The 17,786-nt window shown below is 56.7% G+C and carries 13 protein-coding genes and 1 tRNA gene; 5 read left to right on the top strand and 9 right to left on the bottom strand.

The genetic code is table 11. The features are described 5' to 3' along the window. Positions 1–364 precede the first annotated feature (364 nt). Positions 365–1,339 (top strand): DMT family transporter, encoded by a 975-nt coding sequence (locus ACZM8Y_RS03080; RefSeq protein ID WP_482330523.1) that lies wholly within the window; start codon positions 365–367, stop codon positions 1,337–1,339. Between the two features lie 784 nt (positions 1,340–2,123). Here ACZM8Y_RS03080 and ACZM8Y_RS03075 read toward each other — a convergent pair. The 3 genes from ACZM8Y_RS03075 to ACZM8Y_RS03065 all read right to left on the bottom strand — a co-directional run bounded on the left by ACZM8Y_RS03075 (position 2,124) and on the right by ACZM8Y_RS03065 (position 4,091). Beyond that, positions 2,124–2,357 carry a GMP synthase gene (locus tag ACZM8Y_RS03075; RefSeq protein WP_302551792.1) on the bottom strand — a complete coding sequence of 78 codons (234 nt, stop codon included), beginning with the start codon at positions 2,355–2,357 and terminating at the stop codon, positions 2,124–2,126. 94 nt (positions 2,358–2,451) lie between these two features. Further along, a complete protein-coding gene (locus ACZM8Y_RS03070) occupies positions 2,452–2,622 on the bottom strand; it encodes a bacteriocin-type signal sequence (RefSeq protein WP_302551793.1) in 171 nt (56 codons plus the stop codon). 32 nt (positions 2,623–2,654) lie between these two features. Continuing rightward, a complete protein-coding gene (locus tag ACZM8Y_RS03065) occupies positions 2,655–4,091 on the bottom strand; it encodes a putative sulfate exporter family transporter (protein ID WP_302551794.1) in 1,437 nt (478 codons plus the stop codon). 277 nt (positions 4,092–4,368) lie between these two features. Here ACZM8Y_RS03065 and ACZM8Y_RS03060 point away from each other — a divergent pair, with 277 nt between their 5' ends. Beyond that, entirely contained in the window at positions 4,369–4,635 is a 267-nt protein-coding gene (locus ACZM8Y_RS03060; RefSeq protein WP_479858584.1) for a hypothetical protein, read from the top strand. Positions 4,636–6,142: 1,507 nt separating this feature from the next. Next, entirely contained in the window at positions 6,143–6,589 is a 447-nt protein-coding gene (locus tag ACZM8Y_RS03055) for a hypothetical protein (RefSeq protein WP_302551796.1), read from the top strand. Positions 6,590–7,161: 572 nt separating this feature from the next. On the opposite strand, the gene ACZM8Y_RS03050 is transcribed toward ACZM8Y_RS03055, so the two are convergent. After that, positions 7,162–7,255: transfer RNA gene (locus tag ACZM8Y_RS03050), tRNA-Ser, on the bottom strand. A 208-nt stretch (positions 7,256–7,463) separates the two neighbouring features. Between ACZM8Y_RS03050 and ACZM8Y_RS03045 the strand changes: the two genes are divergently transcribed. Then, a complete protein-coding gene (locus ACZM8Y_RS03045; protein ID WP_482330520.1) occupies positions 7,464–8,486 on the top strand; it encodes a glycosyltransferase family 9 protein in 1,023 nt (340 codons plus the stop codon). Between the two features lie 272 nt (positions 8,487–8,758). Here ACZM8Y_RS03045 and aroE read toward each other — a convergent pair whose 3' ends face one another. From aroE to ACZM8Y_RS03030, 3 genes are all read right to left on the bottom strand, one after another. Then, positions 8,759–9,580 (bottom strand): shikimate dehydrogenase, encoded by an 822-nt coding sequence (gene aroE, locus ACZM8Y_RS03040; RefSeq protein ID WP_482330519.1) that lies wholly within the window; start codon positions 9,578–9,580, stop codon positions 8,759–8,761. A gap of 1,951 nt (positions 9,581–11,531) precedes the next feature. Then, positions 11,532–14,207 carry a protein translocase subunit SecD gene (gene secD, locus ACZM8Y_RS03035; RefSeq protein WP_482330518.1) on the bottom strand — a complete coding sequence of 892 codons (2,676 nt, stop codon included), beginning with the start codon at positions 14,205–14,207 and terminating at the stop codon, positions 11,532–11,534. A gap of 185 nt (positions 14,208–14,392) precedes the next feature. Next, positions 14,393–15,082 carry a hypothetical protein gene (locus tag ACZM8Y_RS03030; protein ID WP_489501569.1) on the bottom strand — a complete coding sequence of 230 codons (690 nt, stop codon included), beginning with the start codon at positions 15,080–15,082 and terminating at the stop codon, positions 14,393–14,395. Positions 15,083–15,153: 71 nt separating this feature from the next. On the opposite strand from ACZM8Y_RS03030, the gene ACZM8Y_RS03025 reads away from it, so the two are divergent. Beyond that, positions 15,154–15,402, top strand: coding sequence for a HypC/HybG/HupF family hydrogenase formation chaperone (locus tag ACZM8Y_RS03025; protein ID WP_302553266.1), 249 nt, complete (start codon positions 15,154–15,156; stop codon positions 15,400–15,402). Positions 15,403–15,907: 505 nt separating this feature from the next. Here ACZM8Y_RS03025 and ACZM8Y_RS03020 read toward each other — a convergent pair. After that, positions 15,908–17,188: a TRAP transporter large permease gene (locus ACZM8Y_RS03020; protein WP_482330516.1), complete on the bottom strand. Its 1,281-nt coding sequence runs from the start codon at positions 17,186–17,188 to the stop codon at positions 15,908–15,910. Further along, the gene (locus ACZM8Y_RS03015; protein ID WP_302553268.1) at positions 17,185–17,730 is read right to left on the bottom strand and encodes a TRAP transporter small permease; all 546 of its coding nucleotides are present in this window, start codon (positions 17,728–17,730) and stop codon (positions 17,185–17,187) included. Before ACZM8Y_RS03015 ends, ACZM8Y_RS03020 begins: the two co-directional genes overlap by 4 nt. Positions 17,731–17,786: the final 56 nt, after the last annotated feature.

Raw genomic sequence — 17,786 nt, 5'->3', positions numbered from 1 at the left:
CATGCTCGAAAGCGGAGGTAACCATTTGGAAATGATGTTTATTCTTTGTTTATGTGAACAGGCCCCAGGCCGTGTCGTCATTTTTATATAATTATTTGAAATTGATTAAATAATCTTTTTGTGGCTTGAAAAATAGTCAAATAATGTCAATAGATTATATCTGATTGACGATACGGCTTAGGGAAAGTGTGGCTAGGCTGATCCGATCATTAACTTAACGGCATGTTTCTCATGAGCATATTTCATTTTACGCATGAGTGGGCGTAGCGTACGAACGGGAGGCGGGAGGCCCCCCACGTTGCGGGGAGATACGCTCAAGGCTTCTCGGCGGGCCGCCGGTTTTGCAGCGAGAGGATATGCCGTTATGAAAAGAGGTTACCTGTTTATCGCATTGGCAACGCTGTTTTTCAGCACGATGGAAATCGCGCTCAAGGAAGTTGCCGGACTGTTTAATCCTGTCCAACTGAACCTCACGCGGTTCCTCATCGGCGGCCTTGTCCTTATCCCGTTCGCCAGACGGATGCTCAGAAAACGTGGCGTGCGGATCGACGCCCCCGGCTTCGTTAAACTGGCCGGGCTCGGCTTTTTGGGGATCGTGGTCAGCATGACCTTGTACCAGCTTGCCGTGGAGAACACGAACGCCTCGGTCGTTGCCGTCCTGTTCAGCTGCAACCCCGTGTTCGTACTCGTTTTCGCCGGGCTCATCCTGCGCACGCGGATCCTGCGCCAGCACGTCATTGCGCTGGCGTTGGAATGCCTCGGCATCCTTATCCTGATCAATCCGTTGAATACGTCCATCAGCACGGCGGGCATCACGCTCACCTTGCTGTCCACGGCGGTGTTCGCCCTGTATGCCGTGCTCGGTACCAAAATGTGCGCCAAGTATTCCGGCGTGGTCGTGACATGCGGGAGCTTCCTGTTCGCCAGCCTTGAAATGGCGGCCATCGTCGCGTTCAGCCGCCTCTCGGCGGTCGCCGGGTTCCTCGCGGACATCGGGCTCGGCCTGTTCGCGGATATCCCCCTGCTGTCCGGGTATACCCCGTTCAGCGCGCTGATGATGCTGTATATTTGTGTCGGCGTGACCGGGGCGGGTTTTGCCTGCTACTTTATGGCAATGGAGGCGACCTCGCCGATCACCGCCTCATTGGTCTTCTTTTTCAAGCCCGCCCTCGCGCCCGTGCTGGCCTTGGCCTTCCTGCGGGAAGCCATTCCGACAAGCATGGTCATAGGCATCCTGTTCATCCTCGTGGGGTCGCTGGTTTCGCTTGTCCCCTCCTTGCCCACCATTCCCGCGATGGTGCTCGGAAAGGTATGGGGCTGGAAGCGGGGCCGGGCCTGACGTTTGTGCAGGCAGGCGGCGAGTTTTCCCTTCCCACAAAAAAGCCCGGACAAAACCGTCCGGGAGCTTGATAAGGGATCCGCCCCACTCTTGGGCCGCATGTACAGGCCCTCAGATGCCCGTTGATTGGCTTCTTTGCGGCCCCCAAAACACGTTTTAGGCCACACTTTTTCAATGGGGCCTTGCCATTGGCTTCGCCTTTGGGCGGGGCGGCCTCCGGGCATGGGTTCCCGAAGGCTTCCGTCTGTCCGATCTGGGACAGCAGGGCGTTTTTCCTGCACAGGCTTGCCTGTATTGATTAGGCGCTGGCGGGCTTCGGAGTCAGGCTTTCAAGAACGCGGGCGGTGGAAGCTGCGATGGGCAGAGTATGCCGCTGACGGACAGCGCTAGCCGGTTTTGTTGGCTCCATAACCCGGAAGCGATAAGGCCGCGGCTCTGGCCGCCGGCGTCACCGGGCTGGAGGAGGGGTTCAGCCTAGGGGATGGCGGGCTGCCGCCGGAAGGCGCGGCGGGCACGCGGGTGGGGCATACGGAACTTCAAGCCTTGCATGCCTTCAGCTTGCTGATCGGGTGCCGGGATGGAAGGAACCCGGCATACGTCCACGGCAGGCTATGAAATTCGGCTCCGCAGCGTGGTTGGTTCCCGCAGGGGTGCCGCTTGGACGGGCGGAACCTCAGGTTGTGTTGTTATTTGACATAAAACTATTTGAAATCATTTAAAATCTTTTTACAGCTTAAAAGTAGTTTGATAATTTCAATATGTTATGTCTAATTAGCGGCACGGCCTAGTACCGCATCCCGGAAAAGTCGCCGTAACAGTCGTGGCTGGTAGACGCCTGTTTCGGATCCAACAGGACGGCTTCCCACATTTCCGTATAGTAGACGCAGGTGCCGGGGTTTTGGGCGGCGGCCGAGAGGTGATCCCTCGCCTCAAAAACGGGCCATGAACATTTGCGGGACAGCGCATCTTTGAAAGAGTCCGCTTCCACGATTTCGGAATCGCCCCGGACAAGGTTCATGTTCATTCCCGAGTAATAAACAAGCTTGTATTGAGACATGGCGGTGTGTCCACACGGGGGGAGAGGCGGGCTCTCCCCCCGTTGTGCTTAAGGATTAATGGATGCCGGGAAGGATGTATTTGCTCACGACGAACAGGGTCACAAGCAGGACGATGCCCAAAGTGATGCCGCCCTTAATGAGCTTGAGCTCCGTTTCGTCCATGGGCTCATATTCCATCTTCTGTATTTCTTCATGAAACTTCACGTCGTTCTTCTTTTCTGCCATGATCGTTCTCCTTAGCTAAGCAGAGTGTGAAATCAGGAGGCCAGAGGAGGAGTCATGCCGTGGAAGAACAGCCACGAGATGAGCAGCCCAAGCCAAATGATGAAACCGAACAGGCACACCACATAGACGATGGCCAGCCTGCCGATGCCTTCTTCCATGAGCTTGCGGAAGTTCGACACCATGCCGATGGTGAAGAAGGTAAGCAGGAAGAAGATGACGCGGAAGGCGTTCAACGTGCCGGAAACGGCCTTGCCGGTCTTCTGCAGTTCGGGGGACTGGAGGCAGATGATGAGAAGGATGGCGAACGTGATGATGTAGCCGAGCACGAAGCGGGGGAAACGGGCCCACACGTCGCCCCAGTGCATGGTGCGGTCGCCGGACTTGTCAAACTTGGTGCACCACACCCACGCGAGGACCAGGGCCCACACGCCGATGAAGACGTCGATGAAGATCTTGACGGTGGTGGTCACCATGATGATCCAGCCGGGTTCCCAGTTGATCCCGGATTCGGCGGCCTTGGCGAGGATCAGCGATTCGGCGATGGCGCCGGAAGCGATGGCGCCGCCGTCGGACTTGACGGCGAGGCCCATCCAGCCGCCCGCAACCATGGGTTCGCCGGTCAGGAAGTGCTGGGCGATGAAGGGCAGGATCAGCATTTCGATGCAGGTGAAGACCACGACGAGCGAGGACACCATGATCGGAACGACAGGCCGGGAGCGGATGGCCGCACCCGTGGCGATGGCAGCGGAAACGCCGCAGATGGAGATGCCGGAGGCCAGCGGCGCGGCCCATTCGCGGTTGAACTTGAAGTACCGGCGGGCGACGTAGTAGACCACGCACCAGTAGAGGAGATAGGCTTCAACGATGGCGCACAGTCCCCGGAAAATGATGTGACCGGCGAAACCGGCGGCGTCGGCGGCCTTCACGCCGAGTTCGGCGCCCATGATGACGATGGCGATCTTGACGAACAGTTCGGGACGGCATGCGTCCTTAAGGGATTCGGCAAGGTTCGGCATAAAGTTGCTGATCACGATGCCCATGACGAGGGCGAGGATGAGCCCGGCTTCGGTGCTCAGGCCCAGCGCCCACGGAATCCCCTGCGCCTTGAGCTGGGTGGGGTTGGCCGCGATGTAGGCGTTGGCGCCCAGCGTATAGCAAATGATGGCGATGAAGAAGATGATGGTGAAGGACTTGACGAACTTCGCCACGTCGTTCCCCATGAGCTTCACGCCGCACGCCAGCGCGCCCGTCAGGACGGCGTAGGTAACAAACAGGGCCCCATAGCCGGGGAGAAGGCCCTTGGTGGCGGACTTCCACGCATCAAGCGGGTTGTCCACCCACATACCGGTTTTGACGGCCCAGCCGAGCATGTCTATCCCGCCGAACTTGAGCAGGGCAAGGATAAAGATGACGCTTCCGAGCAACAAGGCTACGCGGTCTTCATTCAACGGCTTTCTTACGGTTTCCATATTCCTCACTCCGAATATGTTCTTGAGTAATGCGAAATGATCCTAAGGGGAATCCGGCCCCCGGCGGGATGCACGCTGAAAAGGCTGAGGGGACGATCCCCATTCGCGGGGACGGGTGCCGTTCCCGCGCCAAACATGCCTTGGGCATGAAAGGCCCTTTTTCAGCCGTGCCCGATCCGGAGGCTTAAGGGCGCGCGGGCGGAGGAGCGAATGGGAGTGGAAGCATCCCGTGAAAGTCGTATAGGTTAGGAAGAAAATCATTTTGCAGGCGGCAAAGATGGATTTTCCTGACGACAGGCCCGTAGAGAAGGAAGCCAAGCAGGATGGAAAGCAGGGGAAGAAGCGTTTCCATACCGCTTGCATTCGGATTGCAAGTCGAGCGCCTCTGATCCGCACGCTGCGTTACGGCATATTCGCAGATTTCTTCGGATACGACGCCTTCCCTGTCTTCAAAGTAAAGGGCGTTTTCCACTGCTGCATATTGCCATACGCCACAGATCATTGTGACGACAAAAAATGCGCACATAAATCTTTGTGTGACTAAAGAAAGAGGCATAAGCAGCTCACATGGGGATTATACGGATGATACAGTGAATTTTTACACTTGAAGATAAAATATGTCAAGGCTGCCTGACTTTATTTTAGTAAACATTATCTTTTTTATTGAAATAATAGTGTATCCATGAAGATCCACAGGGCGGTCAAGCGGGAAAAAGAACAGGCCGCAGGAAGCCGCGGAAGCGGGGAGGGCAAGGCCCCACGCGATGATGAGGCGCCCCGCGATCCCCCAGCGGGGGGCTGTGAGGCGCTTGCAGAACCACTGTCAGGGCGGCATTGGCGCAGCTGCGGGCACCGTTGGTAAAAATCAAGGCTGTGGCCTAGGAAATGGTTGATGCTTTTTTCCTTGAAATTCCAAAGGAATAACCAGAAAAACGCCTCAGCTATGGATTCAGCCAAGGGGAAAACTGGAGAAAAAGGCTGTCTTTTCACCGTGCTGTGGAGATGAAACAATCACACGCTATGACAGAGCCAAAATCAAAGAGCAACGCCTCGACGATGATCAAAATAGGGAGGAAGGAAACGTCATATTTCAAGCGCAGCTCCCTCATACGTGCCTGCGAGATCCGATACCGCACCGGCCGTGCTCTCCATGCGTGCATGGCACTGTCCTTGGGACTACGCGCCACGCGACTGCCTTGAAACTGCTCTCCATGCGCGCATGGCACTGTCTCCCTGACGCGCCGATTTTCGAGATCGGTGAGGCTGCTCTCCACGCGTACATGACATTGTTCTTAAAGGATAAACACCATGTCACGCTCAACTGTTTCGGTTTCGTTGCCCATCAACTCGGCAAGCCCGGCAGATTGGAACCACAGTTGGGATTCCGGGATTCAAGCGCATGGATATGCGCTGGCACCCCTTCCTTCATGAAAATCCCACCCAGCATGGTCTTCGTATCCCGCAGCATCCCCGGAGCCTTGAGACATCCGCCTTTTCGATGATTTCCTCAAAATTTGTTTTTCAGTTTCAAATAGTTGAATGCGAATTTCATTGAAACGCGAATGTTTCGGATACATTCCGCGATCCTCTGTGCGGGAAGGCGCGGGGACACGAACACGGAAACAAAAAAGGGTCGGCAACGTGCCGGATCTTATCCTCAGCCCGTTCCTGAACCATATGAAGTGCGTGAATATTATCACGATCTATGGGGTAGTGAACATTTCGAGAGATACTGGATGCCCCGGCATGGCTGAGCCGTCTCTTCTTCCAACAGGCTGATCCGTTTCAAATGGCGCTCCGACGCGTTCATGTTGCCTACGGCAGTGCGAGCTCCCCGGCATCTCCTGTAGGAGGGCGTCCCGCCGTACCGAAGTTCAGAAAGGGATGGCCTGAGATAAAAAGCGCACGGATATTCTCCTGCCATAACTTCTGGATATGGAAAAACAGGGAGACACGTCCCGGAACATCCGCTGAAAGTGGAAAGAATACAAGGTGGTATCTGATGAATAAGGCTCTATCATAGTCTGTGGTTGTTTCGTCTCCACAGCGCAGTGAAATACGGATTTTTTCCGGTTTTCCCCTTGGCGGAACCTACGGCTAAGGCATTTTATTGGTTATTTCTTTGGAATTTCAAGGAAATAACCAATAAAATCCCCCAGTCACAGGGCCCGCCAGCGGAAAAAATGGATAAAAAGCATATATTTCAGTATATTGATGAAACAAAACAACCATGTATAGGACAGAGCCAAATAAAAAGGCTCTATTATAGTATGTGGTTGTTCCATCTCCACAGTACGGTGAAAAATAGAGCTTTTTTCCAGTTTTCCCCTCGGCGGGATCCACGGCTAAGGTATTTTGCCGGTTATGCCTTTGGCGTTTCAAGGAAAAAAGCATCAACCATTTTCTATAACACAGCTAATAAAAAAGGCCTTCACGGTATGGCTGCCATGAAGGCCTCATTTATCAAACAGGCACTTGATGGCAACGCCAGACCGTAATGTCATACTGTTGATGCCGCCGATGTTTCAAGGGCTCAGTTATTCCCCTTATACGTCCTTTAAAGGAAAGAATACGCCATCTCTTCCGACAATACTTTTTCCTATTTTCACAATGTACTTATCCATAGATTATTGCGTATATAATTTCAGTAAAACTGAGTGGTGCAGTTTTTATTCCTTAACATTGAATCAATACGCATAAATTACAGTACAAAATGATTTTAGAAAATGCAGTAGAAATATTCGTGTCAAAGAATAAACGGAACTGAAAGATCAAGATGTGGTAAAATGGATCACGAATAACTCTGTAGAAAAAGGTTTTTCAGATCGCATCAGGCACAAAAAAGCCCTCAATCATTGAGATCAAGGGCTTTCAGAATTGGCTGTGTCCTAAAAAATGGTTGATGCTTTTTTTCTTGAAGTTCCAAAGGAATAATCGGCAAAATGCCTTATGGATTCTGACAAGAGGAAAGCTGGAGAAAAAACTGTATTTTCAACGTGTTTTGGAGATGAAGCAACCATCTACTCTAATAGAGCCTCAGGATTTCATCGGATGCCTTGGCGTTTTTAAGTGGCGGAGAGGGTGGGATTCGAACCCACGTACCAGCTCATCACCGGTAACTCGATTTCGAGTCGAGCGCGTTACGGCCACTTCGCTACCTCTCCATCCAGCGCAAGACTCTATCGGATCATAGCGTAAAGAGCAAGAGGGAGAGGGCTAAAATCCTCTGCTATCGTTTGGGACAAGGAGGTTTTTCCACATGAGCGCAGAGAGCCCTGTCACGGAAGGGGCGCTCAATATAGAAGTGAAGTTTTCTCCACATGGGTGCAGAGAGTCCTTTTCTTTTGGAATGCCCGCTGGTAGTTTCCGGGCATGACAATTTCATCTTTTCATGACGTCCCAGCCCCCACGGAATGGGTTGTAATCCGGCTGAGCGCCCTCGGCGATGTGGCCCTGACCACTGGAGTTCTCGAATATTGGCACCGTATGCACGGTTGGACGTTCACGGTCATTACCCGCGAAGCGTTCGCCCCTGTTCTGGAAGGGCACCCGGCTGTACGTTCCGTTATTGGGCTCGCCAAGGAGGATTTGAGGTTTCCGCGTCAGCTTGGCGTTTTCCGCGGGCTGGCGGAAGCCCACGCAGGGCGGGGATTGCTCGATCTGCATGGTACTCTGCGCACCCGCCTGCTTTCCCTGTTGTGGAAAGGGCCTGTAAAGCGTTATCGCAAGCTTAGCCTTGAGCGCCGTTTATTCCTGCGGAGCAAGGGGCGGCTGTTCCGGGATAAGCTCAGGCTATGGAACGTCCCGCAGCGTTATGCCCTTGCCGTGGAGTCTGCACCCCCTTCCCGCGCCGAACTCCTGCCCCACATTTGGCTTTCCGATGAGGAGATCAGGCAGGGGCAACGCCTGCTGGAACAGCTCCCGGACAAAGCAGGCGTTCCGCCCATAGCCCTGCATCCGTATGCCACGCATCCTGATAAGGCATGGAAAGAGGCATATTGGCGCCAGCTCATGCAGCTTTTCGAGGCGCGCGGCATACCGTGGATCGTCATCGGCCGCGGCAGCGGCATGGAAGGGCTCCCCGCGTTCCGTGATTTTACCAATCGCACATCCTTGCGGGAGACATGCACTCTGTTGAAAGCCTCATCCCTGTTGATCACGGGAGATTCCGGCCCGATGCACCTTGCGGGGGCGGTCGGCACGCCCGTTTTGGCACTGTTTGGGCCCACGACGGAAGAGTGGGGGTTTTTCCCGGCGGGGCCGAAGGATCGGGTTCTTGAACCGCAGTTGGATTGCCGCCCCTGTACGCTGCACGGAAAGAAGCATTGTGATCGCAGCCATGCGTGTATGCAGTCCATCACCCCCGAACAGGTGATGCGGGCTCTGGGGTGGTGAGGGGTGTGGAAGATTGGAGGGGGAAGGGAAGGGCTTTCTTCAGAAAGGCCTTCCCTTCCCCCTCCAAACCTCCCCTTCCCATCCCAAAGACTTTTGACTGGTGGGGAGGCTGCCCAGCAGGAGTTCCTGCCGGACAACAGGCTTGGAGGACGGGATACGCAGGGCATTTTATTATAAGAGGCTGCGGGAAAGCGGTACGGCGGAAACTTCCCTTTTTATCGCCATGCTTGAGATGGCGTTTGATGGGCGCGGAAGCGTACAGCCGTTTCTTATTATCCATAAAGCGTGGAAGCCACTGCTGTTATGGCTTCTTCTGGAAGGTGGTGCCCCGTCCACAGGTGGAACTGCGCGTCCCCCTGCCCAATGAACATATCGAGGCCGGGGATGGTTTCCCAGCCCGCAGCCGCGGCGTCGAGCAGGAAACGGGTCTGGAACGGCGTGTAGAGCAGATCGTAGGCGATGCCGCTGCCTTGAAATGGCGAAGGGTAGGGCGTTTCATGTTCTTGGGCCCCGGTCATGCCGAGTGATGTCGTGTTGATGATGAGGTCAGCGGGAACATCCCCGCGCTCTTCCCACGGGGCGCACAACAAACCGAATTCGTTGCAGAGGGCTTCGGCGCGTTCTTTCCGGCGGTTGGTGAGGGTAATATTGGTGAGGCCGAGCCTCCGCAGCCCCGCAATGGCCGCCCGTGAAACGCCCCCCGCACCGAGCACGAGCGCACGGGTGTCGGGAGGCAGCGAGCGCTTTTGCAGCGGAGCCATGAATCCGATGACGTCGGTATTTTCCCCACAGAGCTTTTCGCCGTCACGATAGATAGTGTTGCAGGCGCCCATTTCCTTTACACCTGCGCTCGTTTCGTCCAGCAGCGGGATGATGTCGACTTTATGGGGAATCGTGATGGAGCAGCCCCGGATATTCAACAGCCGGGCAGCGTCCACAAAGCCGGGGAGCCGCCCCGGTTCAATGGGCCATGAAAGATAGACGCCGGGCAGGTTCAACGTCCTGAAGGCCGTATTGTGCATGAGGGGGCTCAGGCTGTGCCCAAGAGGGTAGCCGATGATGCCGTGCAGGGCCGGCGGCGCAAATGTGGACATGGCATATCTCCATATGAATGTTTTCGCGTGATAGGAACAGCCTTTGAAAGGACATGATGACGCTGGAAAGGGAATTTGTTGGGAAAATCCCTCCCCCGGCTAACTCAACAACAGCACATCCATCGTTTTATTGGCTCTGTTACAGCAAACGATGGATGTTTTTTCTTCCCCGGTGCAGGCGTATAGGAATATCCGGCAGGCAAACCCGCCGGACGGATCTGCAAGGCAAATCCGCGGGCACAGGCAAAGAGATAACCCAAATAAAGTATTTTAGTCATGGAGTTCGTTGATGAAAAGCTAAAAAAATCCGTATGTTCACTATGCTGTAAAGATAAGGCAATCACGTCCCCGCACATTTTTTTGACATCCGTATCCGTATTGAATGTCCCTTTGGCCCTGTTTACAATATAATTGATATGATTGGCCCTGTCAGAGATCTGGTTGTTTCATTTCTACAGCGCTGTGAAAAGACAGCCTTTTTCTTCAGCTTCACAGTGCGATGAAAAGATAGCTTTCTCCAGCTTTCCCCTTGGCGGAATACAGGGCTAAGGTATTTTATCAGCTAGTCCTTTGGAACTTCAAAGAAGAAAGCATCAATCATTTTCTATGGCACAACCTTACCCCTATTTAACACACTGAATATATACTTTTATAGCGTCTTTCCGATGAGCGGCGTGGGTGGGCATTCCACTGAGCATTTATTGGGGAACTTCAAGAAATGGCTCTGTTATTCATCCGATTGATACAATTTAGAGTAGCTGATTTTATTGCATTTTGAAATATCGTTGCTGGTGGGCCAAGGCCGAAAAACGTTTTTCTCTTATCTACCTTGAATTCCATGGAATGAACTATCAATTTTTTACTATGACAGTGCCGAAGAAATAAAACATCAACCGGCTTCTGAACAAAACTTTCTGTTTACAACGCTCCCAATACACAGATTTTCTTGGCTCTGTCATGGCATAAGATTGCTTTTTTTCCACAGTGCAGTGAAAATACAGCCTTTTTCTCCAGTTTTCCTGTTGGCGGAATCTACGGCTAAGGCATTTTGTCGGTTAATCCTTTTTGATTTCAAGGAAAAAAGCATCAACCATTTTCTACGACACAACCATTTTTTTGACATGCATCCCTTCTAAAGAAAAACGCCCTTGCGCATCCCGCGTGAAGGGGAACGTATCCCAAGGCCAGAACGATTGGAAGGGCTCCCCCCGTTTCCCTCGCGGCCCTTTTCCCAAGGCTGTGTTATAGAAAACGGTTGATGCTTTTTTCCTTGAAGTTCCAAAGGGATAACCGGAAAAATGCCTTAGCCGTGGATCCCGCCAACAGGAAAACCGGAGAAAAAGGCTGTCTTTTCATCGCACTGTAGAGATGAAACAACCACAAACTATAACAGAGCCTTTCCCAAACAGCGATTATCCTATTGCCCTTTTTCTCCGCTTGGGTTCCCCGTTGCCGTTATCCTCCAACAGCTTGCATCCCGTATGGCCCATTTGCCGAAGCCGGCCTTGCCTTTTCCAGTACAGCCCCCATGAGGGATTCGATAAGGATGAAAGTCTTTGGGGAAGGAGGGGTGGGGTTTGGGGAGGGGAGGAAGGGGCTTTCTTCAGAAAGGCCCTTCCTCCCCTCCCCAATTTCCCCGTTCCAAAAGAAGCGGCGCCGGCACTCCCTCCTCAGTGTCGGCGCCGTCCGAGGAGAGGGCGACATCCTCAGGGGGATGGATGTTGCCCGAACGCGGCCACCTTCACAGGGGAAAGAAGGTGAACCCGGGTGGAGGAGAAAACCCGGAGCCCGCGTTTGCATAACCCGCCGGGCGGCCGTAAAACGCCCGACGCGTCGTTTTCGGAGGACGGAATTTCAGGGGGGGAATCCTGTCCTCCCGGAACCATCGGCAGGGGACGCCGATGGTGCCGTATTCATGGAAACGGAGGCGGGGAGAGGAGGTTTCCCGCCGTCAAACCACGCCGTGTTCGCCGGGCCGCTCAAAGACGCCCAGGGTAACGGCGGTCTTGAACGAAAGGGTGTCGCCAAACAGGGGAAGCATTGGCGCTGCGACGAACAGGGAGGAAATCGTTCCCATGAAAACACCTATGAGCATGGTCAGTGCGAAGCCGTAAATGACCGGGCCGCCGAGCAGGAACAGGGCGAGGGCCGCCACGAGCGTCGTGCCTGCGGTCAGCAGGGTACGGCTCATGGTGTCGCCAAGCGCCTCCTGAATGATTTCCGGCAGCGGGCGCGGCGAGTCGGGGTTCTCCCGCCGCAGGGTTTCACGGATCCGGTCGTAAATCACAATGGTATCGTTCAACGAATAGCCGATGATGGTCAAAAGTGCCGCTACGATGTTCAGATCGATTTCTTGTCCGAGGATGACCAGCAGGCTGGTGGTCGTCGTGACGTCGAATATCAGGCTGGCCATCGCCCCCGCCGCAAAGGAGAGGCGGAGCCGCCAGCACAGGAACAGGGTCAGCAGCAGTGCCGCAAGGATACGGCCTTCCGTCGGCACGCCCAGCCATTGCAGGGCGATCATGGTCGCCGTGAGCGCCCCGGCAAGCAGGGCGGCGGTTCCCCAGCGCTGTTCAAACCGCCCTGAAATATACACGGTGATCAGGAGCAGCGCGTAATAGATGGCTTCCAGCGCCGAGCTGCGGAGATCGTCGCCGACCTTGGGGCCGACCGTTTCCAGACGATCCAAGGAAACCGTCCCGCCGCCGTCCACGGTTTGGAGATGGCTGAGCAGGGTTTCGCCGAGCTGCTGCGCGGGGGTGTCGGGCAGGCCGAAACGGAGCAGCCAGACGGAACTGTTGTCGCCGTATTGCTGGGTCATCAGGCCTTCGAGGTGCATGGGATCAAGCGCGCCGATGAGCTGCTTGTCCGAAACGGGGTGCTCGAACCGGACTTGCGCCGCAACGCCGCCTGAGAAGTCGACGCCGTACTGGAGGCCGCCGCGCCACATGCCCATGGAAACGGCCGCCGCCACGAGCAGGAGGGTCAGCACGCCTACGTGCTTCACGCGCTTGAGGAAGGGGAAGTGGGACAGGTAGCCAGACAGGGCGCGCAGCTCCATGGGGCCGTGCATGCTGAGGCGGGTGCCGCCGGTGTGCTTCATCCACGCGTCGAAGGCGATGCGGCAGAGGAAGATCGCCGAGAACATGGAGGCGATGATGCCGAGGGTCAGGGTGACGGCAAAGCCGCGCACCGGGCCGGTCCCGAACTGGTACAGGATGGCCGCGACGATGATCGTCGTCAGGTTGGAGTCCACAATGGAAAGGTTGGCGCGCTCGAAACCGACCTTGATGGCCTTGGGAGGCGTCAGGCCAAGGGCCAGCTCCTCGCGTATCCGCTCAAAGATGAGGACGTTCGCGTCCACGGCCATGCCGATGGTCAGCACGACGCCCGCTATGCCCGGCAGGGTCAGGGTCGCGCCGAGCGCGGCCATGCCGCCCATGAGCAGGCTGAGGGTGCAGAGGAGCATCCCGTTGGCGAGCATGCCTGACCAGCCGTAGCGCAGGGGCATGATGATCATGACCGCCAGCGTGCCGATGAGCGCAGCGAGGATGCCGCTGGTGATGGACGCTTCGCCGAGGGCGGGGCCTACCGTGCGCTGTTCGAGCACATGGACAGGGGCCGCGAGGGAACCGGAACGCAGGGAAATGGCAAGATCCTGCGCCTCTTCGGGCGTGAACTGGCCGCTGATGCTGGCCGTGCCGCCCGCGATCCTTTCCTGAATCACCGGGGCGCTGTGGATGGTGCCGTCCAGCACGATGGCGAGGCGCTTGCCGACATGCTCGCCGGTGGCCATTTCAAACAGGGCCGCGCCGCGAGGGGTGAAGGACAGGCTGACCATCGACGTATTTTTGTCGTCGAATCCGGGGCGGGCGTCGGCGACTTCCTTGCCGCTCAGGAGGGGGGTGCTGTCGAGCGCCAGCTTTGCATTGCCCTCTTCGCCGTGCTTGCCCATCATGGGGTAGAAGGCGACGCCGGGAGGCAGGTAGCCTTGGGGGATGTCGTCGCGGACGAGGTGGAAGGACAGATCGGCGGACTTCTCAATGAGCTGGACGGCGCGGTTGACGTTGGTCAGACCGGGGAGCTGGATGAGGATGCGGTCGCCCTGCTGCTTGCGGATATCCGGTTCGGCCACGCCGAACTGGTCGATGCGGCTGGAGATGGTGCGCAGCACCTGATCCACGGCCAGATCCTGCGTCTGCTTAACAAAGGCGGGCGTGAACGTATAGGGCAGATGGACAGCGCCGTCGGAACCAGTCCGGGGCGTTCCGGGCACGACCTGCGGGGCGTCCTTTTGGACAAGGGCAAGGAAGGCATCGGCCTGATTGGCGCGGGCGATGATGAGTTCCTGTACGCCGCCGGGCATCTGGCGGGGGCCGAGGACGGTGATCCCGGCCTCACGGGCCTTCTGGCGGAGCATTTGCCCACTGTTGACGAGTGCGGACTGAACGGCTTTTTCCGTATCCACGCCCAGCGTGAGCTGAACGCCGCCTTTGAGATCGAGGCCCAAGCTGATGCGGGAGGCGCCCGGCAGGTTGACGTCTTCCGGCATAAGCGTCGGAGACAAGAGGAAAAGCGCGCCGGCCATGACAATGGCGGCAATCGCATATCGGAACGAGAGTTTCATGAAAGCCTCTCACACGGTTGCAGGAGCAGAATGCTGTCGGGAACGGCGGAACCGCCGACAGGACGCACACTGATTCGGGCGTTCCGGTATTCTGCGCGGGAGACGTGTGAGGGGTACAGAAGACCGGCTGCGCGAGTCAGGGCTTTTCTGTCACGCAAAAAGCGAAGGACGGAAAAGCGGAAGCTCTAGCAGCCGTATGGAGGAGGCGTAGGGTAGGAAACAAGCCCGCGTTCGGCGGGAAGGAAGCAAAGGGGCGTGCCGATGGGCAGCGCCGCCGGGACAGCGGAAACCTGAGGCAGGACAGGCGGGGAGGCCAACGCGGCGGCATACCCCGCCGAGTTCGGCAGGGGCTTGTCGAACCCTTTGGGCGTCCGGGCCGTCGTTTGGCTTGTATTGCCGTTGAGCGTCTCAGAAATACTGGTGAAGGGATTCCTTTCGGAACGGGCAAGCGCCGCGTCAAGCCGCCACTCGCCGGATACTTCGACAAGCGCCGAACCTTCATCTACGGCATCGAAGCGTTGGAGCTGCGGGCCGATGTTCCCGCTTTCCAGTTCGGAGTGCTGATCCTTGAAGGCCTCCATACTTGAAGGGGCCGTTTCGAGGAGGGCTTCAAACTGCCTGCCGACATCGCTGTCTATGTGCGCCTGCGCGGAAAAGGAGGAACACAGAAAAAGCCCGAAAGCAAAAAGCAGCGTCCCCAACACGGAGCGGGAAAAGCTGGTCGTTGCGTCTTTGATGGGCCTTAACGTATTCATGCCTTTACCCATAAAGCCGAACGGTAAGGATGTCAATAATACGTGGCGGCCCTTTTGGGGATTCTCATGCGGGATCGGAGGTTCGGGCTTGCCTGAGGGCTTGAGGATGGGTACTATCATTTTTCCCGCACGGCATCCGTTTTGTGAAAACCTCCGTTCCCGCGGGCCGAAAATCAGCGAAAGGACTCAGTATGTGTCTTGCCATCCCTGCGAAAGTCATTGAAAAATCTGATGACGGCATGTTGAAGGCCACCGTCGGCAACGGGCCGACCTGCCTGACCGTTTCCGGCATTTTGCTGCCCGAAGAAGTGGAGATCGGGGATTACATCATTATCCATGCCGGGTTCGCCATGCACAAGATGGAGAAGACCGAGGCCGAAGAGAGCCTGCGCCTTTTCCGCGAGCTGGCCCAAGCCACCGGGCAGGAAGCGGCCTTTTGACGTGAAGCATATGGGGAAAACCTTGGTTGAAGGCATATCCCTGTCCTTCACCTTTCCTCGGCCCGTCCTTGCGGCTGTCCCTTCCCTTTTCAAAGTGTTCGGCCTATTTTCAGGTGCTGCCGTAGGTATGAGGCCGTTTCATCTCCACAGCGCGGTGAAACTACAGCCTTTTCTCCAGCTTTCCCCTTGGCGGAATCCACGGCTAAGGCATTTTGCCGGTTATTCTTTTGGAACTTCAAGGAAAAAAGCATCAGCCGTTTTCTAGGGCACAGCCTGTTTTTATCGCCGGGCGGGGTGAGGCTGGGCGGATTTCCTTGTGCTGCATGGCGTAAAGAAAAATCCCGAAGTTGAAGGCTTCGGGATTTTTTTATGGCCGCATGGAAACGGAACGGTGCGTTCGGCGGCCTCCGTTTTTTTGTGGGGCGGCGGCTGGCTGGAAAGCGGTACGGCTTTTCCCTCCGGGCTGAGGGGCGGCAGTGTGCCCGTTCCCGTGCTCCCTGTGGGATCAATATATCATGCGCGGGAGGAACAGCACGATGTCCGGGACGAAGACGCAGAGGATGATGACGCCCACGGTCACGAAGACAAAGGGCAGGGCGCTGTAGGAAATGTCCTCAAGGGTGGTGTCGGCGATGCCTGAGGCGATGAAGATGTTTTCGCCGAGGGGCGGCGTGGAGAACCCGACCCCGCAGCAGCAGACCAGCACCACGCCGAAGTGGATGGGGTCTACGCCGAAGGCGGTCATGACCGGCAGGAGCACGGGCGTCGCCAGCAGGATGATCGCCAGCGTCTCCATGAACATCCCCAGAAAGAGCAGCAGGGCGATGACGAACATCCAGATGACGGCGACGTCCGAAGTGAAGCCGAGGATGTGCTCCACAATCATGTCCGGTATCCGGTACTGGACGAGCAGCCGCTCGAACGCGTAGGCCGTGAACATGATGATCAGCACGCGCCCGGTCATCCATGAGGTGATCTGGAGCGAGTGCCGGATGCCCCCGAACGTCAGCTCGTGGTGGATGAACAGCCCGACGAAGATGGAGTAGAAAATGGCGACCACGGCGGCCTCGGTCGGCGTGAAGAACCCCCCGTAGATGCCGCCGAGGATGACGACCGGGGCCATGAGCGACCAAAGCCCGTCCTTGAGCGCCTTGAGCAGCGAGTCCCCTGAGCCGTTTTGGAGATCTTCCGCCACGGGCATGTTCCGGCAGAGGAAGAGGTGCATGGCGGCGAGCCCCACCGCGATCATGATGCCGGGCGTCACCCCGGCGAGGAACATTTTGGTGATGGACTGCTGCCCCGACACCGCATAGACGACCATCGGGATGCTTGGGGGGATGATGATGCCCACGCCCCCGGCGGTCGCCGCGGCCGCAGCCGCATACCCCTTGCTGAACCCGCGCCGGATCATGGCCGGGATCATGAGCATCCCCACGGCGGCGGTCGTCGCGGGGCCGGAACCGGAAATCGCCCCGAAAAACACGCAGGCCAATGCGGTGGAGACGGCGAGGCCGCCGGGGATGGGGCCGACGATATTTTCCGCAATGGCGACAAGCCGCCGCGAAATGCCCGCGCATTCCATGAGCGCCCCGACGAGCATGAAGGCGGGCAAGGCCATGATGGGAAAGGAGTTGACCGAGGTGAAGGCGATCTGCACCAGCGTGACGAGGTTTTGATCCACCGTGTAGAGGGCCGTCATGGCCGCCACGCCGAGCGCCACGGTAATGGGCGAGCCGAGCAGCATCAGTACCGCAAAGGTGGCGAAAAGGGCTCCCGCCGGGCTCATGGCTTGCCTCCGTCCGCCAAGGCTTTCCGGCTCTCTTCGATTTCAACGACGTCGGGTGCCGTAACGCTCCTCTTCAGGATGAACTTCATCACGTTGACTTGGATGATGCGGGCGGACATGAGCGTAAAGGCGATGGGGAAGATGAAATAGATGTACGAGAGCTGCCAGTCGAGGGCGGGGGTGGCGTAGGGGAATTCCCGGAGTTCGCGGATCACGGCGAGGCTTTCCACGACCATGACGCTGTTGAAGAACAGCCACACGCCGTCACTGAGGAGCATACAGGCATCGCCCACCCATTTGGGGAAGGGGCGGAACTGGATGGTGACCCGGTTGTGCGCGGCGAGGCGGGCCGCATAGGAAGCCCCGAAGAAGACGAACCAGACAAAAGAATACCGCGCGAGCTCTTCCGTCCAATACAGCGGATGCCCGAACTGGCGCAGGAAAATCTGCAGGAGCAGGATCAGCACGAAGAACGCAAGCAAGGCTTGGCTGACGTACCCCTCAAAATTGTCCAAAAGCGTTAGAAGAACCTTCTTGAGCATGAAGTCCCCCCCCGGAGAGCGTCGGTGCGGCGCGTCGCCAGTGTAGGGCAGCGCAC

This window comes from Bilophila sp. (assembly GCF_057864385.1).
Note: the sequence above shows the minus strand (reverse complement) of the source record. Positions and strands in the feature narration are given on the sequence as shown.

What these genes read in the sequence shown, in the direction of transcription:
- ACZM8Y_RS03080 (WP_482330523.1), top strand. Translation starts at nt 365, where the DNA reads ATGAAAAGAGGTTACCTGTTTATCGCATTGGCAACGCTGTTTTTCAGC.
- ACZM8Y_RS03075 (WP_302551792.1), bottom strand. Translation starts at nt 2,357, where the DNA reads ATGAACCTTGTCCGGGGCGATTCCGAAATCGTGGAAGCGGACTCTTTC.
- ACZM8Y_RS03070 (WP_302551793.1), bottom strand. Translation starts at nt 2,622, where the DNA reads ATGGCAGAAAAGAAGAACGACGTGAAGTTTCATGAAGAAATACAGAAG.
- ACZM8Y_RS03065 (WP_302551794.1), bottom strand. Translation starts at nt 4,091, where the DNA reads ATGGAAACCGTAAGAAAGCCGTTGAATGAAGACCGCGTAGCCTTGTTG.
- ACZM8Y_RS03060 (WP_479858584.1), top strand. Translation starts at nt 4,369, where the DNA reads ATGGATTTTCCTGACGACAGGCCCGTAGAGAAGGAAGCCAAGCAGGAT.
- ACZM8Y_RS03045 (WP_482330520.1), top strand. Translation starts at nt 7,464, where the DNA reads ATGACAATTTCATCTTTTCATGACGTCCCAGCCCCCACGGAATGGGTT.
- aroE (WP_482330519.1), bottom strand. Translation starts at nt 9,580, where the DNA reads ATGTCCACATTTGCGCCGCCGGCCCTGCACGGCATCATCGGCTACCCT.
- secD (WP_482330518.1), bottom strand. Translation starts at nt 14,207, where the DNA reads ATGAAACTCTCGTTCCGATATGCGATTGCCGCCATTGTCATGGCCGGC.
- ACZM8Y_RS03030 (WP_489501569.1), bottom strand. Translation starts at nt 15,082, where the DNA reads ATGATAGTACCCATCCTCAAGCCCTCAGGCAAGCCCGAACCTCCGATC.
- ACZM8Y_RS03025 (WP_302553266.1), top strand. Translation starts at nt 15,154, where the DNA reads ATGTGTCTTGCCATCCCTGCGAAAGTCATTGAAAAATCTGATGACGGC.
- ACZM8Y_RS03020 (WP_482330516.1), bottom strand. Translation starts at nt 17,188, where the DNA reads ATGAGCCCGGCGGGAGCCCTTTTCGCCACCTTTGCGGTACTGATGCTG.
- ACZM8Y_RS03015 (WP_302553268.1), bottom strand. Translation starts at nt 17,730, where the DNA reads ATGCTCAAGAAGGTTCTTCTAACGCTTTTGGACAATTTTGAGGGGTAC.